Source organism: Streptomyces sp. NBC_01216, assembly GCF_035994945.1.
Lineage (GTDB): Bacteria > Actinomycetota > Actinomycetes > Streptomycetales > Streptomycetaceae > Streptomyces.
The window spans coordinates 1724873-1743246 of the sequence record NZ_CP108677.1 but is presented as its reverse complement, the minus strand read 5'-3'; the positions used below and the strand labels follow the sequence as shown (position 1 = coordinate 1743246).

At 73.4% G+C, this 18374-nt stretch carries 15 protein-coding genes and 2 pseudogenes; 11 read left to right on the top strand and 6 right to left on the bottom strand.

What is annotated here, in order from left to right; translation table 11 throughout:
* Positions 1-13 precede the first annotated feature (13 nt).
* From OG393_RS07285 to OG393_RS07275, 3 genes are all read left to right on the top strand, one after another.
* On the top strand, positions 14-397 hold the full coding sequence (locus tag OG393_RS07285; protein WP_327373813.1) for a helix-turn-helix domain-containing protein: 384 nt from the start codon (positions 14-16) through the stop codon (positions 395-397).
* 163 nt (positions 398-560) lie between these two features.
* Positions 561-1031, top strand: a complete 471-nt coding sequence (locus tag OG393_RS07280; RefSeq protein ID WP_327373812.1) for a Dps family protein — start codon at positions 561-563, stop codon at positions 1029-1031.
* 220 nt (positions 1032-1251) lie between these two features.
* Complete coding sequence (locus OG393_RS07275) at positions 1252-1545, top strand: hypothetical protein (protein WP_327373811.1); 294 nt, start codon at positions 1252-1254, stop codon at positions 1543-1545.
* Here the strand turns inward: OG393_RS07275 and OG393_RS07270 are convergent.
* The 3 genes and pseudogenes from OG393_RS07270 to OG393_RS07260 form a co-directional block, all read right to left on the bottom strand.
* Positions 1493-1657: pseudogene (locus tag OG393_RS07270) on the bottom strand (SDR family oxidoreductase); the annotation flags it as partial. The gene OG393_RS07275 and the pseudogene OG393_RS07270 overlap by 53 nt on opposite strands.
* A gap of 33 nt (positions 1658-1690) precedes the next feature.
* Positions 1691-2494: an Fpg/Nei family DNA glycosylase gene (locus tag OG393_RS07265; protein ID WP_327373810.1), complete on the bottom strand. Its 804-nt coding sequence runs from the start codon at positions 2492-2494 to the stop codon at positions 1691-1693.
* A gap of 226 nt (positions 2495-2720) precedes the next feature.
* Positions 2721-7358, bottom strand: a complete 4638-nt coding sequence (locus tag OG393_RS07260) for an ATP-dependent helicase (RefSeq protein ID WP_327373809.1) — start codon at positions 7356-7358, stop codon at positions 2721-2723.
* Positions 7359-7434: 76 nt separating this feature from the next.
* On the opposite strand from OG393_RS07260, the gene OG393_RS07255 reads away from it, so the two are divergent.
* From OG393_RS07255 to OG393_RS07245, 3 genes are read left to right on the top strand one after another with little or no spacing between them, the layout of a single operon-like run.
* Entirely contained in the window at positions 7435-8283 is an 849-nt protein-coding gene (locus OG393_RS07255; RefSeq protein WP_327373808.1) for an AraC family transcriptional regulator, read from the top strand.
* A 10-nt stretch (positions 8284-8293) separates the two neighbouring features.
* Positions 8294-9112, top strand: a complete 819-nt coding sequence (locus OG393_RS07250) for an AzlC family ABC transporter permease (RefSeq protein WP_442817271.1) — start codon at positions 8294-8296, stop codon at positions 9110-9112.
* Complete coding sequence (locus tag OG393_RS07245) at positions 9109-9417, top strand: AzlD domain-containing protein (RefSeq protein ID WP_327373807.1); 309 nt, start codon at positions 9109-9111, stop codon at positions 9415-9417. Before OG393_RS07250 ends, OG393_RS07245 begins: the two co-directional genes overlap by 4 nt.
* 55 nt (positions 9418-9472) lie before the next feature.
* Here OG393_RS07245 and OG393_RS07240 read toward each other — a convergent pair whose 3' ends face one another.
* Positions 9473-10414 (bottom strand): hypothetical protein, encoded by a 942-nt coding sequence (locus OG393_RS07240; RefSeq protein ID WP_327373806.1) that lies wholly within the window; start codon positions 10412-10414, stop codon positions 9473-9475.
* Positions 10415-10493: 79 nt separating this feature from the next.
* Between OG393_RS07240 and OG393_RS07235 the strand changes: the two genes are divergently transcribed.
* The 4 genes and pseudogenes from OG393_RS07235 to recX all read left to right on the top strand — a co-directional run.
* Positions 10494-10688, top strand: coding sequence for a DUF3046 domain-containing protein (locus OG393_RS07235; protein WP_327373805.1), 195 nt, complete (start codon positions 10494-10496; stop codon positions 10686-10688).
* Positions 10689-11073: 385 nt separating this feature from the next.
* A complete protein-coding gene (locus OG393_RS07230) occupies positions 11074-12342 on the top strand; it encodes an AI-2E family transporter (RefSeq protein WP_327378338.1) in 1269 nt (422 codons plus the stop codon).
* A 314-nt stretch (positions 12343-12656) separates the two neighbouring features.
* The gene (gene recA, locus OG393_RS07225; protein ID WP_327373804.1) at positions 12657-13781 is read left to right on the top strand and encodes a recombinase RecA; all 1125 of its coding nucleotides are present in this window, start codon (positions 12657-12659) and stop codon (positions 13779-13781) included.
* A pseudogene (gene recX, locus OG393_RS07220) lies at positions 13666-14352 on the top strand (recombination regulator RecX); the annotation flags it as partial. The gene recA and the pseudogene recX, both read left to right, overlap by 116 nt.
* Positions 14353-14517: 165 nt before the next feature.
* On the opposite strand, the gene OG393_RS07215 reads toward recX, so the two are convergent.
* Positions 14518-15723 carry an erythromycin esterase family protein gene (locus OG393_RS07215; protein ID WP_327373803.1) on the bottom strand — a complete coding sequence of 402 codons (1206 nt, stop codon included), beginning with the start codon at positions 15721-15723 and terminating at the stop codon, positions 14518-14520.
* 68 nt (positions 15724-15791) lie between these two features.
* On the opposite strand from OG393_RS07215, the gene OG393_RS07210 reads away from it, so the two are divergent.
* Positions 15792-16565 (top strand): TioE family transcriptional regulator, encoded by a 774-nt coding sequence (locus OG393_RS07210; RefSeq protein ID WP_327378337.1) that lies wholly within the window; start codon positions 15792-15794, stop codon positions 16563-16565.
* A gap of 93 nt (positions 16566-16658) precedes the next feature.
* Here OG393_RS07210 and OG393_RS07205 read toward each other — a convergent pair whose 3' ends face one another.
* On the bottom strand, positions 16659-18347 hold the full coding sequence (locus tag OG393_RS07205) for an FAD-dependent monooxygenase (RefSeq protein WP_327373802.1): 1689 nt from the start codon (positions 18345-18347) through the stop codon (positions 16659-16661).
* Positions 18348-18374 lie beyond the last annotated feature (27 nt).

Below are 18374 nucleotides of genomic sequence, written 5' to 3'. Positions count from 1 at the left end.
GAGGGAGCCACCGATGATTCTGCTCCGTCGCCTGTTGGGTGACGTGCTGCGTCGGCAGCGCCAGCGCCAGGGCCGTACTCTGCGCGAAGTCTCCTCGTCCGCCCGAGTATCGCTCGGCTATCTCTCCGAGGTGGAGCGGGGGCAGAAGGAGGCTTCCTCCGAGCTGCTCTCCGCGATCTGCGACGCGCTTGACGTACGGATGTCCGAGCTCATGCGCGAAGTGAGCGACGAACTGTCGCTGGCCGAACTGGCCCAGTCTGCGGCGGCGAGCGAACCGGTGCCCGCACCGGTACGCCCCATGCTCAATTCGGTGTCGGTGACGTCGGTGTCAGGCGTGCCCACCGAGCGGGTGACCATCAAGGCGCCCGCGGAAGCGGTGGACGTCGTCGCCGCCTGAACCGAAGTGGGCGAAAGCCCCGGCCGGTGCCCAGCAGGGCGCCGACCGGGGCTTCCGTCGTTCCCGGACCCCTTTCGGGTGTGTGCGGCGGAGGCGTTTGAGATGCCCGCTCCGGGTGAGGCGTGTCATGGTGAGAAAACGGTCAACCAGTGGGAGGACACGCATGTCCGTCGTGAAGAGTTCGCTGTCCGAGACCGAGCTGAAGACGGTCGGCAACGCTCTGCAGGGAGCACTCGTCGATCTGGTCGATCTCTCGCTCGTCGCCAAGCAGGTGCACTGGAACGTGGTCGGACCACGTTTCCGCTCCGTCCACCTCCAGCTCGACGAGGTCGTCGCCACCGCGCGCCAGCACTCCGACGTGGTGGCCGAGCGCGCCTCGGCGGTCGGGGTCAACCCGGACGGCCGAGCCGCCTCCGTGGCCTCGGGCAGCGCCATCGGCGACGTTCCCGCGGGCTGGATCAAGGACGCCGAGGCCGTGAAGATCCTGGTGGACGCCCTCGGAGCCGTCATCGCGCGGATGCGCGAGCGGATCGAGGCCACGGACGCGCCGGACCCGGTCACCCAGGACATCCTGATCGGCCTCACGGCCGACCTCGAGAAGCACGCCTGGATGTTCCAGGCGGAGAGCGCCTGAGGGCTGCCCCCACCCTGGTGAGCCGCCCCGCGACGGCCGTGACACCGTTCGGCTCTCCGCGACCGCGCTCACGCCGCTCACGGACACGAACACCGCGTCGAGGACCGCACGGGCGGAGGTCGCGGTGCCCCCGCCGTGCGGTCCGTGCGCCGGGTCTGCCTCCCGTGCGCCCTCCCGCCGGGTGACGGGGCCGGTCTAGCGTCGACCGCAGGAGGCGGCCATGGTACGGCTACGGGTTCCCGCGGTGACGCACGTCCGGGTGGCGGGCGCACTGCTGGCCGGCGGGCTGTGGTGGTGGGCGGTGCTGCGACTGGCGCTGGTTCCGGCTCAGTCCGGACTGGTCGAGGGAGCGGTCGCGGCCGGTGGCTGGGGGCTGAGTCTGCTGCCGGTGCACGTGACGGCGTCCGCCGCCGCGGGCGGCCGGGGTGAGCGGAGTGAGGGGGCCACGTCGGGCGCGCGGTTCACCACGGCATCGCGACCCCGCCGTTCGGACGGAGGATCTGACCCGTCGTGAACGACGAGGCGTCGGAGGCGAGGTGGAGGACCGCGTGGGCGGCGTCCTCCGGTTCACCGACCCGGCTCAGGGGGGAGTTCCGCGCCATGGCCGCCTCCGTCGACTGCCGCGCGGCCGGGACCATACGACCGAATCCGACGGAACATCAGTCATGGAATGGGGTCGGGCCCTTCTGGCAGCCCGGGCACCAGTAGTCGACCCGGTCCGACACGTCCCGCGGTCCGGTCCCGCGCACCGGGGTCCCGCAGCGCGGACAGGGACGGTGGGCGCGGCCGTAGACATGGAGCCGCTCCCGGCCGGCGGCCGTCGTGGTCCTGCGGTCGGGACGGTCCTTGTTCGCCTCCAGCAGGCGGTGCGCGGTCGCCACCAGACGTTCCGGCACGCCCGGAGGGAGCTCGCCGAAGGGCAGCCATGGCGTCACACCGGCCAGGAAGGCCAGCTCCGCCTTGTAGACGTTGCCGATCCCGGCCAGATTCCGCTGATCGAGGAGGGCCTCGCCCAGGGGGCGTTCCGGGGCGACGCGGAGCCTGCGGACGGCTTCCCGAGGGTCCCAGTCCGGACCGAGGAGGTCCGGGCCGAGGTGGCCCACCACCTCAGCCTCGTCCACGGTGCGCAGCAGCTCGAGGACCGGGAGGCGGTATCCGACTGCCGTCCGCTCCGTGTTGCCGAGGATCGCCCGGATCTGATGAGACGGTCCCCCGCGCGGGCGTTCACCTGTGGCGTACACCCGCCACGCCCCCTCCATCCGCAGATGGGAGTGCAGGGTCAGACCGCCTTCGACACGGGTGAGCAGGTGCTTGCCGTGCGGGGTGACGTCGAGGACCGTCCGTCCGGCGAGATCGGCGGTGGCGCATCGCGGCACCCGCAGATCGCACCGGGTGAGCACGCGCCCGGCCAGCGCGGAGTCCAGGAGGCGCGCTGTCCGCCACACGGTGTCTCCTTCGGGCATGGCTCCATCCTTGATCTTGCGCGGGTATCCCTGGCTTCGGCCGGGGAAACGTGTCCTCGCCCCGGAGCCGCGCAGCGGCGGTGTTCTGCACCGGAAAGTCTGCCGTCAGCGGCTCGACCACGCCCACCGGACCGCTCTCGACCAGAGGAGCGCACGGCCCGTCCCCGGGGCCGCGACCGCGTCGCCCACAGGCGCGCGGCCCCCGCTGTCCGACCGGCCCGGCCGTTCAGGGACGCAGGCGGAGTCCCCGCGGAGTGGCATGGAACCCGGCGGCCTCCAGGGCGCCGGCGAGCGGCGAGGTGAGTGCCGCGCCGCCGTTGATCCTCTCCACCGTGATCGTGCCCAGCGTGCCGGCCAGGGCCGCACCGGCCAGTGCTTCGGCGGCCGCGTGCAGTGCCGGCGCGTCGGGATCGGTGGGCCAGGACAGGACCGTCCTCCCGCCCCGTTCCAGATAGAGCGCCGGCTCACCGTCCACCAGTACCACCAGGGAGCCCGCTTTGCGGCCCGGCTTGTGGCCTGCCCCGGTCGGCGGCTCCGGCCAGGGCAGCGCCGCCCCGTACGCGTTGGCCGGGTCCGCCGCGGCCAGCACCACCGCGCGCGGCCCGGCGCCCGCCTCGGCGCCTCGGTCGCGTGCCGTCGCCGCGGCCCGCAGCCGGTCGACGGCGCCGTCCATGGCGAACTGCGCCGCTCCCAGCCCCTCCACCACGTAGCCGCGGCGAGCCTGCCCGCTGTCCTCGAAGGCCGACAGGATTCGGTACGTCGCCGAGAATCCGCCCTCGACGCCCTCGGCGGCCACCGCGCCCCGGGTGACCACGCCGTGACGGTCCAGCAGTGTCCGGGCGAGCGCGTGGGCCCGGTGGGTCGGCTCCGGCTCCCGCGCCGGCAGCAGGGACCAGCGGCCACTGACCGTGGGCGGCCCGGTCCGCGAGGCGGGACGGGCCGCGGCCCCGAGCGATCCGTAACGGCCGCGCGGCACGGTGCGCTTGGCACGGTGAGCGGTGGACCCCGCCGTGCGGCCCGAGCCGAGCAGCGAACGGAGCGGCGCCAGGGTGTCGTTGGTGAGCCGCCCCGACCAGGCCAGGTCCCAGACGGCGTCGGCGAGCCCGGAATCGGTCGCGTCCGGGTGCGTCGTGGCGCGCACCTGGTCGGCGATCTGGCGGAAGAACAGCCCGTAGCCGCCGGTCAGCGCCGTGAGCACCGATTCGTGCAGTGCCGTGAGCTCCAGCGGGTGCGGCGGCGGAAGGAGCAACGGCGCCGCGTCGGCCAGGTAGAGGGAGAGCCAGCCGTCCTTGCCGGGCAGCGCGCCGGCCCCCGCCCACAGGACCTCGCCGGTCGTCGTCAGCTCGTCGAGCAGCCCGGGGGAGTACCCCCCGACCCGGGACGGCAGGATCAGCTTCTCCAGCGCGGAGGCAGGTACCGGAGCACCCTGCAACTGCTCGACCGCGCGCGCCAGTCCGTCGATGCCGCGCAGACCGTGGCCGCCGACGTGCTGCCACTGGGGCAGGAAGGTGGCGAGCGCGGCGGGCGCCACCGGCTCCAGTTCGTGCCGGAGCGCGGCCAGGGACCGGCGCCGCAGTCTGCGCAGGACACCCGCGTCGCACCACTCCTGGCCGATCCCGGAGGGGTGGAACTCGCCCTGGACCACCTTCCCGGCCGCGGCGAGGCGCTGCAGCGCACCATCCGTCACGGCCGCGCCCAGGCCGAAGCGGGCGGCGGCCGTGGCGGAGGTGAACGGCCCGTGCGTACGCGCGTGCCGGGCGAGCAGATCACCCAGCGGGTCCTTGACCGGCTCGGTGAACGCCTCGGGTACACCCACGGGCAGCGCCGTCCCCAGCGCGTCCCGCAGCCGTCCCGCGTCCTCGATCGCCGCCCAGTGCTCCGCCCCCGCGACCCGGACCCGGATGGCCCGCCGAGCCCGCTCGAGCTGCTGCCCCCAGCCGGGCTCGGCCCCACGCGCGGCCAGCTCGGCGTCGGTCAGCGGACCGAGGACGCGCAACAGGTCCGCCACGCCCTCCACGTCCTTGATCCGGCGATCCTCGGTGAGCCACCGCAGCTCACGCTCCAGCTCCGCGAGGACGTCGCCGTCGAGCAGCTCGCGCAGCTCCGCCTGGCCGAGCAGCTCGGCCAGGAGACGCGAGTCCAGGGAGAGCGCGGCGGCCCGCCGTTCGGCGAGCGGCGAATCGCCCTCGTAGAGGAACTGGGCGACGTACCCGAAGAGCAGGGAGCGGGCGAACGGGGACGGCTCGGGGGTGGTCACCTCGACGAGCCGGACCCGGCGGGACTCGATGTCCCCCATCAGCTCGGTGAGTCCGGGAACGTCGAAGACGTCCTGGAGGCACTCGCGGACCGCCTCGAGGACGATCGGGAACGACCCGAACTCGCTCGCCACCTGGAGCAGTTGCGCCGCACGCTGGCGCTGCTGCCAGAGCGGGGTCCGCTTGCCCGGGTTGCGCTTGGGCAGCAGCAGGGCGCGCGCCGCGCACTCGCGGAAGCGTGACGCGAAGAGCGCCGAACCGCCGACCTGGTCGGTGACGAGCGGCCCGATCTCCTCCTTGTCGAAGAGAGCGTCCGCCGCGCCGATCGGAGCCTGCTCGCTGTCGAACGACGTGTCCGGGTGCCGGTCCGGGCCCGCCGGGTCGTCGTCGAGGAGGTCCAGGCCCATCAGATCAGCGTCCGGCAGCCGCAGCACGATGCCGTCGTCCGCGTGCATGACCTGGGCGTCCATGCCGTACCGCTCGGCGAGCCGGGCCCCGAGCGCCAGCGCCCACGGCGCGTGCACCTGCGCTCCGAAGGGTGAGTGGATGACGATCCGCCAGTCGCCGAGCTCGTCCCGGAAGCGCTCGACCAGGATCGTCCGGTCGTCCGGCACGTGACCGCACGCCCGCCGCTGCTCGTCCACGTAGGCCAGGACGTTGTCACAGGCCCAGGCGTCCAGGCCCGCGGCGGCCAGCCGCGAGCGCGCGTCCTCCGGAGCGAGCGAGCCGACCTCCCGAAGGAACGCGCCCACCGCACGGCCCAGTTCCAGCGGTCTCCCCAGCTGGTCGCCCTTCCAGAACGGCAGCCGTCCCGGCACCCCGGGGGCGGGCGAGACCAGGACCCGGTCCCGGGTGATGTCCTCGATGCGCCAGCTGGTCGTGCCCAGCGTGAAGACGTCGCCGACCCGCGACTCGTACACCATCTCCTCGTCGAGCTCCCCGACCCGGCCGCCGCCCTTCTTCGGGTCCGCGCCCACCAGGAAGACACCGAACAGGCCCCGGTCGGGGATCGTGCCGCCGGAGGTGACGGCGAGCCGCTGCGCCCCGGGACGGCCGGTGACCGTCCCGGTGACCCGGTCCCAGACGACCCGTGGGCGCAGCTCGGCGAAGGCGTCCGAGGGGTAGCGGCCGGCGAGCATGTCCAGCACGGCGGTGAACGCCGACTCGGGCAGCGAGGCGAAGGGCGCCGCCCGCCGCACGGTGGCCAGCAGGTCGTCCACCTGCCAGCTGTCCAGGGCGACCATCGCGACGAGCTGTTGCGCGAGCACGTCCAGCGGATTGGCCGGAACACGCATCGACTCGATGGCACCGGCCCGCATCCGTTCGGTGACCACGGCCGCCTGCACCAGGTCGCCGCGGTACTTGGGGAAGACCACGCCCGTGGACACGGCGCCTACCTGGTGTCCTGCGCGGCCCACCCGCTGGAGCCCGGAGGCGACGGAGGGCGGCGACTCCACCTGGACGACCAGGTCCACCGCGCCCATGTCGATGCCCAGCTCCAGGCTGGAGGTGGCGACCACGGCCGGCAGGCGGCCCGCCTTGAGGTCCTCCTCGACCTGGGAACGCTGCTCTTTGGACACCGAGCCGTGGTGCGCGCGGGCGAGCAGCGAGGGGGCGCCCAGAGCTGCCCCGGACTGGGCCATGATCTCGGCGGGCGGCGAGCCCTCGGGCATCACTTCACCGGTGGCCCGCTCGTACGCGATCTCGTTGAGGCGGTTGCACAGGCGCTCGGCGAGACGGCGAGAGTTCGCGAACACGATCGTGGAGCGGTGCGCCTGGACGAGGTCGGCGATGCGTTCCTCGACCTGGGGCCAGATCGACGGCCGGTCGCCGCCTTCCCGGCCCTCGGTCGCCGGTGAGCCGCTCAGCTCGCCCATGTCCTCGACCGGGACCACCACCGACAGGTCGAACTCCTTCCCCGAGGGCGGCTGGACGATCTCCACCCGGCGCCGCGGGGAGAGGTAGCGCGCCACCTCGTCCACCGGACGGACCGTCGCCGACAGGCCGATCCGGCGGGCGGGGCGCGGCAGCAGTTCGTCGAGCCGCTCCAGGGACAGGGCGAGGTGCGCGCCGCGCTTCGTCCCGGCGACCGCGTGGACCTCGTCCAGGATCACCGTCTCGATGCCGGACAGCGCCTCGCGCGCGGCTGAGGTCAGCATCAGGAACAGGGACTCGGGGGTGGTGATCAGAATGTCCGGCGGCCGGGTGGCCAGAGCCCGGCGCTCGGCGGGCGGGGTGTCCCCGGAACGGATGCCGACCCGGATGTCGGGCTCGGGCCGCCCGAGCCGGACGGACTCCTGGCGGATGCCCGTCAGCGGGGAGCGTAGATTGCGCTCGACGTCCACCGCGAGGGCCTTGAGAGGCGAGACGTAGAGCACCCGGCAGCGCTTCCTCGGTTCGGCGGGCGGCGGCGTCGAGGCGAGCCGGTCCAGGGAGGCCAGGAACGCGGCGAGGGTCTTCCCGGAACCGGTCGGGGCCACGACGAGTACGTCCGAGCCCTCACCGATCGCCCGCCAGGCGCCCTCCTGCGCCGCCGTGGGCGCGGTGAAGGCCCCGGTGAACCAGCCGCGGGTCGCGGGGGAGAAGGAATCGAGCGCGGGCGTGACCATGTCCCCCATCGTGCACCTCGCCACTGACAATCGCCCGGACCGGCCCCGGCCCGGCGGGCGGGCGGAGAATGGGGACATGGCGAGCGGCGAGCGGGCACGGTACTGGCAGTATCCCGAGCTGCCCGGGGTCGATCTGCTGCACGCCCGCTACGTCCGGAAGACCTTCGCCCGGCACACCCACGAGACCTTCGTCTTCGCCGCGATCACCGCGGGGGTCGAGGCATTCCACCACCGGGACGAACTCGTCCACGCGGGGCCCGGCCAGATCGCCCTCGTCAACCCGGACACCTCGCACACCGGACACGCGGGCGTACCCGAGGGATGGACGTACCGCACGATCTACCCCGACGCCGGACTGATCCGGTCCATCGCCGCCGACACCCTCGCCCTGCGCGGTTCCGTCGGCTTCACCGAGCCCGTCGTGGACGATCCGCAGGCCGCGCGGCTCGTCCTCGGCGTGCACCGGGCGGCCGAGGAGGGCAACGCGCTCGCCGCCGACAGCCTGCTGCGGCTGGTCACGGCGCGGATGCTGCGCAGTCACGGCGGCCGGATCGGCTCCCCGCCGGCGCCGCGCTCGGCCGGAGCCCGCAACGCGGAGCGCGCCCGCGCCCTCCTCGAGGCGCGGATGACCGACCCACCGACCCTGGAGCGCCTCGCCGACCATCTCGGCACCAGCCCCTTCGCGCTGCTGCGGGCCTTCCGGGACGCCTACGGGATGCCGCCCCACACCTGGCTGACCGACGCGCGGGTCCGGCGCGCGCGGAGGCTCCTGGACGCGGGGACGCCCCCCGCCGAGGCGGCCGTGGCCGTCGGGTTCACCGACCAGCCGCACCTCAACCGGCACTTCGTCCGCAGTGTCGGCGTCCCGCCGGGCGCCTACCAGCGCGCAAGAACGTACAAGACCACCGGGGACCGGGGCCGGTAGCGTTCCCGGAGTGGCAGAACAGACAGCACCTCCGGTCATACGGCCCGCCGCCGACACGGCGGCGGAGAGAGCGGTACCCGGAGTCCCGGCCAAGGCGGACTCGGCGGTCGTGCGCGACGCCCTGGGCGTCGGGGTCGCCGTCGGGCTCTCCGGCTTCGCCTTCGGGGTGACCTCGGCGGGGTCCGGCCTGAGCCTGCTGCAGACCTGCGCGCTCAGCCTCCTCGTCTTCACCGGTGCCTCGCAGTTCGCGCTGATCGGGGCGCTGGCGTCGGGGGGCAATCCGTTCACGGCGGCGGCCGGTGCCTTCTTCCTGGGAACCCGCAACGCCTTCTACGGGCTTCGCCTGTCCCAGTTGCTCGCGCTGCCTCGCGCGGTCAGGCCCTTCGCCGCGCACTGGGTGATCGACGAGACGACGGCGGTGGCGCTGGCACAGCCCGGCCGGCGCGCCGCGCGGATCGGTTTCACCGTCACCGGACTCACCCTGTACGTGCTGTGGAACCTGACCACCCTGCTCGGTGCGCTGGGTGCCGAGGCCATCGGCGACACCAGCGACTGGGGGCTGGACGCGGCCGGCCCGGCCACCTTCCTCGCCCTGCTGGCGCCCATGCTCCGCACCGCCACCGAACGCGCCACCGCGGGTCTCGCGGTCCTCCTCGGTCTCGGGCTGTCGCCGGTGCTGCCGGCGGGGGTCCCGGTCCTCGCGGCGGCACTCGCCGCGCCCGCCGTGCTCTGGGTCCAGGGGCGCCGGGCCGCCGCCCGCGCGGCCGACGAGGCCGGTGGGAGCAGTGGCGCCGGCGGGGCAGGCGAGTACAAGGAGGACGCCCGATGAACGTCTGGATCGCGATCGGCCTCACCGCTGTCGGGTGCTACCTGGTCAAGCTCCTCGGACTGTTGGTCCCCGCGGGCACCCTGGAACGGCCCCTGGTCCAGCGACTCGCGGGCCTGTTGCCCGTCGCCCTGCTGGCCGCGCTCACCGCCCAGCAGACCTTCAGCGCCGGCGGCCTGCCGGCCCTGGACGCCCGAGCCGCCGGACTCGCGGCGGCGGCCGTGGCACTGGTCCTGCGCGCGCCCTTCCTGCTCGTGGTGGCCGCGGCGGTGCTGGTGACGGCGGGCGTCCGCGCTCTCGGCGGCTGACCGGGACGGGCGCGCGCCACGGCTCTCCCCGCTCACGGCCGTCGGCGGGTACGGGTCAGCCGATCCGACGCCCGTGCGCGCGCAGGGTCCGCAGCGCCTCGATCGTGACGATCGGCCGCGCCTCCAGGGAGGTGCCCGGAGCCCACTGCCGCCATGCGACCGGCCAGCCGCCGTCCTCCCGCTGCGCCGCGGCGAGACGGTCGAGCGAGCGTCCCATCTCCTCGTCCGTGAACCAGCGGCGCGCCAGTGAGTCCGGTACCCGGGCGTAGTCGTAGGGGAAATGGTGCTCGCCGGGCGCGTACCCGGGGGACACCGGGAAGTCGTCGAGCCGGTCCGGGTCCAGCACCGCGAGCTTCTGCTCACGGACCATCCGGCCCAGCCGGTCGCCCAGCACCTGGGCGCGCGAGCGGTCCGGGACGCCGTCCAGGAAGGCGACCGCGGCCTGGACCTCGTACGGGTGCGAGGTCTCCAGCGCCTCGACCGCGGCCCAGCAGAACTCCGTGGCACGGAACAGCCAGGCGTGCCAGACCTGGTTGCGGTGGAGCAGACCGACCACCGGCCCGGTGGCCAGCAGCGAGCCGGGCGGGTCGTCGACGACGGGGACGAAGGGCGCGGACGGGTAGCCGCGCTGGGAGGGAGTCACCGCGGGCAGCGCGCCCTCGTGCGTGGAGACCTCGGTGAGATAGCGGCAGATCCGTTCCACGCGCATCCCGCCGCAGCGCCCGATGGCGTCCAGGACCCGCAGGGCGGCGCCGGTGTGCAAGGGCTGGCTGACCGGGCCGCGCAGATCCGGTTCGAGGGCGTGCCCGTAGCCGCCGTCCTCGTTCAGGTAAGCGGCCAGGGCCGTCTCGACCGGTTCCGCGTCACCACGCAGGAAGTGATAGGCGAACCTGCGTTGTTCGAGGACACGGGCCGTGAGCCAGACGAAGTGCTCGGCGCGTGCGAGGGGGGTCGTGGGCGGAGCCGGGAGTGGGGCCGCGAGAGGAGTTCCAGCCATGCTCCGACCGTAGGCCGCCCAGAGCGTATGACAAGGGGTACGGGCCGGGCTGCACTCTTGGGAGCGCGATACTGGGGGCATGCGGTTGACGATTTTCTGGGAGCGGATGGCGGACCACTTCGGTGGGTCCTACGCCGAGTCCTTCGCACGGGACCACGTGATGTCCGAACTGGGCGGCCGGACGGTCCACGAGGCCCTGGACGCCGGATGGGAGGCGAAGGACGTGTGGCGGGCGGTCTGCTCGGCCGTCGGCGTCCCCGCGGAGAAACGCTGAGACCCGCCCGCGCGGTGTCGGCGCCCCGGGTCCGCCGACGGGCGGCGGGGCGGAACGGAACCCTCGCGCGGTGCGGGAGACTGGCGGGGTGGCACCGACCGACGAGAACGACGACAGCACCCGTGAGCCGATGCCCCCGCGCGTGACGGGGAGCGGCCGGACCGAGGCGACGGGCGGGCGGACGGCCCGCGGGGCGACCTCCACGGCCGCTGCCGTCACGGCGACCGCCGCCCCCGGCCCGGCCGCGACCGCCGTGGCCCCCGAGCCCGACACCCCCGCCGAGGTCCCCGAGGTCCCCGAGGTCCCCGAGGTCCCCGAGGTCTCCGGGCACGCGCCCGATTCCGCCGTCGTCCCCGGTGAGGCCGGGGGCGTCAGGGGGGAACGGATGCCCCGCTGGCTGCCCCGTGCCCTGGTGCTCGCCCTGACGCTCGTCGCCTGCTTCCAACTGGGCAGCTGGGCCTTCCACCAGCTCGTCGGGCTGCTCGTCAACGTCCTGCTCGCCTTCTTCCTCGCCCTCGCGATGGAGCCGGCGGTGGGGCGTATGGCCGCGCGCGGCATGCGCCGCGGCCCGGCCACCTTCCTCGTCTTCCTCACCGTGATCGTCGTGGGTGTCGGGTTCGTCGTGCTGCTCGGCTCGATGCTCGCGGGCCAGATCGTCGACATGGTCGAGAACTTCCCCCAGTACCTCGACTCCCTGATCAACTGGATCAACCAGACCTTCCACACGGAGCTCTCCCGCGTCGAGGTCCAGGACAGCCTGTTGCGCTCCGACTGGCTGCGGAAGTACGTCCAGAACAGCGCGACCGGCGTCCTGGACGTCTCCGCCACCGTCCTCGGCGGCCTGTTCAAGCTGCTGACGATCTTCCTTTTCTCGTTCTACTTCGCGGCCGACGGGCCCCGGCTGCGCCGCGCGCTGTGCTCGGTCCTGCCGCCGGCCCGTCAGACGGAGGTACTGCGCGCCTGGGAGATCGCCGTCGACAAGACGGGCGGCTACCTCTACTCGCGTGGTCTGATGGCCCTGATCTCCGGCATCGCCCACTTCGTGCTCCTGGAGGTCCTGGGCGTGCCGTACGCGCCCGCGCTCGCGGTGTGGGTCGGGCTGGTCTCGCAGTTCATCCCCACCATCGGCACCTATCTGGCGGGTGCGCTCCCGATGCTCATCGCGTTCACCGTGAACCCCTGGTACGCGCTGTGGGTGCTGGTCTTCGTCGTGGTCTACCAGCAGTTCGAGAACTACATGCTCCAGCCGAAGCTGACGTCCAGGACCGTGGACATCCATCCCGCGGTGGCCTTCGGTTCGGTGATCGCGGGCACGGCGCTGCTCGGGGCGGTCGGGGCGCTGATCGCGATCCCGGCCGTGGCCACCCTGCAGGCGTTCCTCGGCGCCTACGTGAAGCGGTACGCGGTGACGGACGATCCCCGCGTCCATGGTCACCGGCGCTACGGGGAGGCGGTCGTGGCCCGGCTGCAGAAGGCGCTCCAGAACAAGAGGGAGCAGGGCCAGACGGGGTCCCCCGGCTCCGTGGACGACGTCGGCCCCGCGGACCCCCGGGGCGCCCCGGAGCCCGCTCCCGCGACGCGGTCGCCGCAGTCCGCCGCCGGAGAGCCGGCGGAACGGTCACGGCGCCTCGGCTCTCCGAGAGACGGCATCTGACCGGCGGCGGTCCAGGGAACCGCCGGGGCCGAGCGGCGGCGAACCACGTCCCCGCTCCCCGGCCGCGCTCGCCGCGCCCGGCCACGACGTTCGGTGGCCGGGCGGAACGCTCGGTCACCGTGCCTCGTCCGGGGTCGGCGTGGTGCGCTTGACACTAAAATCGAACATCCATTCTTATGGAAGTCCGGCCCTCGGAATCACGGGGTTGTGGCCGAGTTGTCCACAGGTCGGAGAGACGCCGCGGCCCATTGTCAGTGGCAGGGGTTAGCGTCTTTCACATGAAGCGATCGACTCAAGCAAACCGGGTGGAACCCATGGCAGGAACCGACCGCGAGAAGGCGCTCGACGCCGCGCTCGCACAGATTGAACGGCAATTCGGCAAGGGTGCCGTGATGCGCATGGGCGACCGGACCCAGGAGCCGATCGAGGTGATCTCCACCGGCTCGACCGCCCTGGACGTCGCCCTCGGCGTCGGTGGTCTGCCCCGCGGACGCGTCGTGGAGATCTACGGACCGGAGTCCTCCGGTAAGACGACCCTGACCCTGCACGCCGTCGCCAACGCCCAGAAGGCCGGCGGCCAGGTCGCCTTCGTGGACGCCGAGCACGCCCTCGACCCCGAGTACGCCAAGAAGCTCGGCGTCGACATCGACAACCTGATCCTCTCCCAGCCGGACAACGGCGAGCAGGCCCTCGAGATCGTCGACATGCTGGTCCGCTCCGGCGCGCTCGACCTCATCGTCATCGACTCCGTCGCCGCGCTCGTCCCGCGTGCGGAGATCGAGGGCGAGATGGGCGACTCGCACGTGGGTCTCCAGGCCCGTCTGATGAGTCAGGCCCTGCGGAAGATCACCAGCGCGCTCAACCAGTCCAAGACCACCGCGATCTTCATCAACCAGCTCCGCGAGAAGATCGGCGTCATGTTCGGCTCGCCGGAGACCACGACGGGTGGCCGCGCGCTGAAGTTCTACGCCTCGGTGCGCCTGGACATTCGCCGCATCGAAACCCTCAAGGACGGCACGGACGCGGTCGGCAACCGCACCCGCGTCAAGGTCGTCAAGAACAAGGTCGCGCCGCCCTTCAAGCAGGCCGAGTTCGACATCCTCTACGGCCAGGGCATCAGCCGCGAGGGCGGACTGATCGACATGGGAGTCGAGCACGGCTTCGTCCGCAAGGCCGGCGCCTGGTACACGTACGAGGGCGATCAGCTGGGACAGGGCAAGGAGAACGCCCGCAACTTCCTGAAGGACAACCCGGACCTCGCCAACGAGATCGAGAAGAAGATCAAGGAGAAGCTGGGCGTCGGAGTCCGGCCGGAGACGGCCGAGGCGGGCGCGGACGCCGCGGGAGCGGCGGCGGCCACGGAGGAGGCGGCCAAGCCCGTATCCGCTCCGGCGGCCAAGGCCACCAAGGCGGCCAAGGCTCCGGCGGCCAAGAGCTGACACGGTGACCCGGCGTACCGAATGGCCGGGCGACAGCCCCGACTCGTCGAGGGCCGAGAAGGAGCTGTCGCCCCAAGATCCGGCTGAGCGGGCGCGGGCGATCTGTCTGCGCCTGCTCACCGGAACCCCCCGCACCCGCAAACAGCTCGCCGACGCCCTGCGCAAGCGGGAGATCCCCGACGAGGTCGCCGAGGAGGTCCTCTCCCGTTTCGAGGACGTGGGGCTGATCGACGACGCCGCCTTCGCGGGCGCCTGGGTGGAATCGCGGCACCACGGCCGTGGCCTCGCCCGGCGTGCGCTCGCCCGTGAACTGCGGACGAAGGGCGTGGACCCCTCGTTGATCCAGCAGGCCGTGGGACAGCTCGATTCCGCGCAGGAGGAGACCACGGCCCGCGAGCTCGTCGACCGCAAGCTCCGTGCCACCCGCGGCCTGGAGCGCGACCGTCGGCTGCGGCGCCTCGCGGGCATGCTCGCGCGCAAGGGATATCCCGAGGGCCTGGCCCTGCGGGTCGTCCGGCAGGCGCTGGAGGAGGAGGGCGAGGACACCGAGGGACTGGACGAGCCCTTCTGACGGCTCGACGGAACCGACCGCCTCTCCCCGGCTTCGAGCGGATGGCCCGAAGAGACGGCCCCGGTCAGAAGGCATGGGGAGGAGGCATGGAGAGAAGGCCGTTGCCACCCCGCTGCGACCGCCGGAGCCACACCCGAGCCTCGGCGAACACCGCCGGTCACCCCGTCAGCTCCGGGCGACGTCCTTGACGAACACCATGGCGTCGCTGTCCGCCAGGTGGGCCGGGTCGAGAGGGGCGTAGCCGAACCAGGGGGAGACACGCGGAGCGGGCAGCGTGTCGCCCAGGGCGTCGGCCAGCCGCGAGGCATCGACGACACAGCGGTCCTCCGGGAGCGCGTACAGAAGCCCTTCGACGCTGTCCGGCGGCGGTGCGCCGACTCCCTGGTGCCGGATCGTCCCGAGGGCCGTGGACACGAAGCCGTACTCCGTACCGAGCCGGGCACTCACCAGCGCACCGGCGCCCCACCACTCCAGCGGCGCCCCGCCCATCCGTACCGTGCTCTTCCGCCGCTGGAGATGTGAGTTGTGGGCGTGTACCAGCGCGGGGCCCCGAGCGGCGACGGCGAGGAGATTGTGGGCCATCATCCGGTCCCGTACGGCCACCAGCCGGGTCATGCGGGCCGGTGAGGTGTCGGCCATCCAGTGGTGATATCGCAGCAGACCGGCGGCGGTCCGCCCGTACAGGCGGGCACGGTCCCAGGCGTCCCGCGAGGTCGCGGCGATCAGATGGGGCGTCCGCTCGTCGAGCAGCGCCACCAGGTCGTCCGCGAGGAGCCTCAGCCGCCCGGCCTCGGCGGAACGGCCCACGGACCGGACCGGGTCCCTCATCGCACCGGGATCGGTCCACCGGTCGTCGGGGCCGAGCAGGGCCTCGAGCCGCTCCGCGGTACACGGGAGCAGGCCCGGGTCGTCCACCCAGGCCGAGAGATAGGCGTGCAGGGCGACGAGTGCCTGCCGGGGGCTCTCGGCGCCGGTGATCTCCAGGGGGCCGTCGATGCCGGCGAATCGGAGCCGCTCGGCGGAGGGCCGGCCGTCGTTGTGGGCGCGCATCCACTGCACCAGCTCGCGGTTGGCCGCGGACGCGCCCCACCCGTGGCTGATTCCTCGTTCCATGACCTCGTCGAGGGTGCCCGTGCCCGAGGTGACGTGCGCGTCCACGACCAGGGCCCTCAGGCAGTCGCTCTCGATCGCGATCGTGCGGTAGCCCTCCTCCTCGACGAGCTGCCGGAAGAGGCCGTTGCGCAGGTCGAGCAGCGCGTCCTCGCCGTGGGTGGGCTCGCCCAGGGCGAGCAGCCGAGGCAGGGAGGGGAGCAGTCCCCTGACGGCGTCCACCCCGAGGGCATGGGTGGTGCCCGTGATGTCGATATCCATGCCTTCCACGCTATCGTTGAACTTTCGGTGGAGACTTTTCCGGAATCTCTCTTGGTGTGGACGGGATGATGGGGCGAAACCTTCAAAGCGATGAGCGGCTGAGGCCGGTCGATCTGGCGCGTGAGCACGGGTTGTCCACGCAGGCGGTCAGGAACTACGAGGAGGCCGGCGTCCTTCCGGCCGCCGGTCGCACGCCCCACGGCTACCGCACCTACACGCCGCTGCACGCCGCGGCCCTGCGCGCGTTCGTCGCCCTGCTCCCCGGCCACGGCCACCCGGCCGCCACGTCGATCATGCGGGCGGTCAACGAGGGAGCGGTCGACGAGGCGTTTCGGCTCATCGACGCCGGCCACGCCCAGCTCCTCGACGACCGCCGGACGCTCCGGGCCGTCGAGAACGCCCTTCGCGACCTGGAGCCGCCGCTCCCGGACGCCGCACCGGGCGTATCAGGCGCGGATGTCCCGGCGGGAAAGGGAGCGGGCGCGGGGTCCGGGGCCGGTGACACGTTTATCGGGCCGCTGGCGGGAAGACTCGGCGTCCGGCCCGCGACGCTGCGGGCATGGGAACGCGCCGGGCTGCTCCGCCCCCGCCGCGATCCGTCGACCGGGTACCGCGTCTACGGTGAGGCCGACGTGCGGGACGCCCGGCTGATCCACCAGCTGAGGCGAGGCGGCCATCTGCTGGAGCAGATCGCCCCCCTGGTCGACCAGGTGCGGACCGCCGGAGGGCTGGCGCCGCTGGAGGCCGCACTACGGGACTGGCGGGGGCGGCTCTCCGCCCGCGGGCGGGCGATGCTGGCCGGGGCCGCCGAGCTGGAGGCGTACCTCAGCCGGCGCGGCTGAGAGCCTGTCGGGTGGCCTTCGACCGACAGGCTCTGAGGCTCCGCCCGCCGTCTCCGGCCGCCCCTCACCCGTTGCCGGGGACCACCTCGCCCCTCACCCGGTGCCGTTGGCCGTCGAGGAGGGGGCCGGTTCGGACGCCGGCCTCGGCACCTCCTCGCTCTTCGGCGGTGCCGTGTCACCCGGGGCCTTCCCCGCTTCCCGGGGCGTCGAGCCGCCCCGGGAAGCGTCCGTCGCCGCGTACAGCTCCTCGGGCCGGACCCCGGAGAAGGCGGCGACCAGGTGACCGTCCGGACGCACCAGCAGTACCGCGTGCGCCGCCGCGCCCGGGTATGCCTCGGTCACCAGGACCTCCGCCCGCGCCGGCAACGCACGCACCGTCTCGACGAGCCGGGGCATCAGGCCCGCGCTCTTCCAGTGCCGTCGGTCCCACACTCCGGTTCCGGGCGCGACCAGCACCACCAGGAACAAGCCCCGTCCGAGGCGGTCCCGGAGCCGTACCGTCGCGCCGTCCGGTGCCGTGACGGGGACGTCCCGGACCGGCGCGCCCGGCCGGGTGGCCACAGGTGTCCGAACGCCGGGGTCCGTGGCGGCGAGGGGGGAGTGCGGGTACTCCGGGGGTGCGCCCAACGGCCCGCGCCCCAGGTGGCCTTCGGTGAGCAGGGTGTCGTGGCCACGGGTGCCGCCGGGGATGTACGTGCGCAGACCGCCCCCGCCGCGCAGGACGGGCAGCGACTGGTCGGCGGCCCGCAGCCGGGAGGCGACGGCGGTCCTCCGCTCGCTCTGGTAGCTGTCGAGCAGGGTCTCGGAGCCCCCGTGGTGCCAGGCGTACGCGAGTTTCCAGGCCAGGTTGTCCGCGTCCCTCAGCCCCTCGTCGAGCCCCTGGGTGCCGACCGCGCCGAGCAGGTGCGCGGCGTCGCCCGCCAGGAAGACGCGGCCCACCCGCCAGCGCCGGGCGAGCCGGTGGTGCAGCGTGTGGACGCCGGTGTCGATCAGTTCGTACGGAGGTGTCGTGCCCTCGCACCAGCCGGCCAGGGTGTCGCGGATGCGGCTGACGAGCGCGTCGGGGGTGACGAGCTCGCCGCGCGGCGGCAGCAGCCAGTCGATCCGCCAGACGCCGTCGGGCAGTGGACGGGCCGCGATCTCGTCGCTTCCCCGCCACGGGGGCTGACGGTGCAACAGGGCCTGCCCTGGCCAAGGGAGTTCGGTGCGCACCGCGGCGACCGCGTGTCGCTCCACCGCCGTGCGTCCCGGGAAGCGGACGCCGAGCAACTTGCGCACGGTGGAGCGGGCGCCGTCGCAGCCGACGAGGTGGCTGCCACGCCACCAGGTCGCTCCGGGGCCCCGGGTGTGTGCGGTGATCCCGTCCGCGTCCTGTTCGATCGTGTCGAGCCGGGCCTCCGTGACGAGCTGGACGAGCCCCTGGCCGGCGATCGCGGCGCGCAGACCGCGGGCGAGGGCGTGCTGCGGGATGTGCAGCGGGGCGGACGGGCTCGTCTCGTCGTCCCCGTGCGGAACCTGGCTCAGCTCGAGGCGCCTCGTCTGCTGCTTGCGGCGCAGTGAGCGCCAGCCGACCCAGCGGACCCCTTCGTCACGCAGGGTGGCGCAGCCGAGGCGTTCCGCCCAGGCCGCCATGTCCTCGCGCAGCACCACGGACCGGGCCGGGCGGGGTTCCTCCTTGCCGGAGCCTTCGTCGAGCACGACGCTGGGCACGCCTTGGGCGGCCAGGGCAAGGGCGAGCGCGAGGCCCACGGGCCCCGCGCCGACAATGATCACCGGGTCCACGGCGTGGCTCCTGAAGGCCGTTCGGTC

What these genes read in the sequence shown, in the direction of transcription:
- OG393_RS07285 (WP_327373813.1), top strand. Translation starts at nt 14, where the DNA reads ATGATTCTGCTCCGTCGCCTGTTGGGTGACGTGCTGCGTCGGCAGCGC.
- OG393_RS07280 (WP_327373812.1), top strand. Translation starts at nt 561, where the DNA reads ATGTCCGTCGTGAAGAGTTCGCTGTCCGAGACCGAGCTGAAGACGGTC.
- OG393_RS07275 (WP_327373811.1), top strand. Translation starts at nt 1,252, where the DNA reads ATGGTACGGCTACGGGTTCCCGCGGTGACGCACGTCCGGGTGGCGGGC.
- OG393_RS07265 (WP_327373810.1), bottom strand. Translation starts at nt 2,494, where the DNA reads ATGCCCGAAGGAGACACCGTGTGGCGGACAGCGCGCCTCCTGGACTCC.
- OG393_RS07260 (WP_327373809.1), bottom strand. Translation starts at nt 7,358, where the DNA reads ATGGTCACGCCCGCGCTCGATTCCTTCTCCCCCGCGACCCGCGGCTGG.
- OG393_RS07255 (WP_327373808.1), top strand. Translation starts at nt 7,435, where the DNA reads ATGGCGAGCGGCGAGCGGGCACGGTACTGGCAGTATCCCGAGCTGCCC.
- OG393_RS07245 (WP_327373807.1), top strand. Translation starts at nt 9,109, where the DNA reads ATGAACGTCTGGATCGCGATCGGCCTCACCGCTGTCGGGTGCTACCTG.
- OG393_RS07240 (WP_327373806.1), bottom strand. Translation starts at nt 10,414, where the DNA reads ATGGCTGGAACTCCTCTCGCGGCCCCACTCCCGGCTCCGCCCACGACC.
- OG393_RS07235 (WP_327373805.1), top strand. Translation starts at nt 10,494, where the DNA reads ATGCGGTTGACGATTTTCTGGGAGCGGATGGCGGACCACTTCGGTGGG.
- OG393_RS07230 (WP_327378338.1), top strand. Translation starts at nt 11,074, where the DNA reads ATGCCCCGCTGGCTGCCCCGTGCCCTGGTGCTCGCCCTGACGCTCGTC.
- recA (WP_327373804.1), top strand. Translation starts at nt 12,657, where the DNA reads ATGGCAGGAACCGACCGCGAGAAGGCGCTCGACGCCGCGCTCGCACAG.
- OG393_RS07215 (WP_327373803.1), bottom strand. Translation starts at nt 15,723, where the DNA reads ATGGATATCGACATCACGGGCACCACCCATGCCCTCGGGGTGGACGCC.
- OG393_RS07210 (WP_327378337.1), top strand. Translation starts at nt 15,792, where the DNA reads ATGGGGCGAAACCTTCAAAGCGATGAGCGGCTGAGGCCGGTCGATCTG.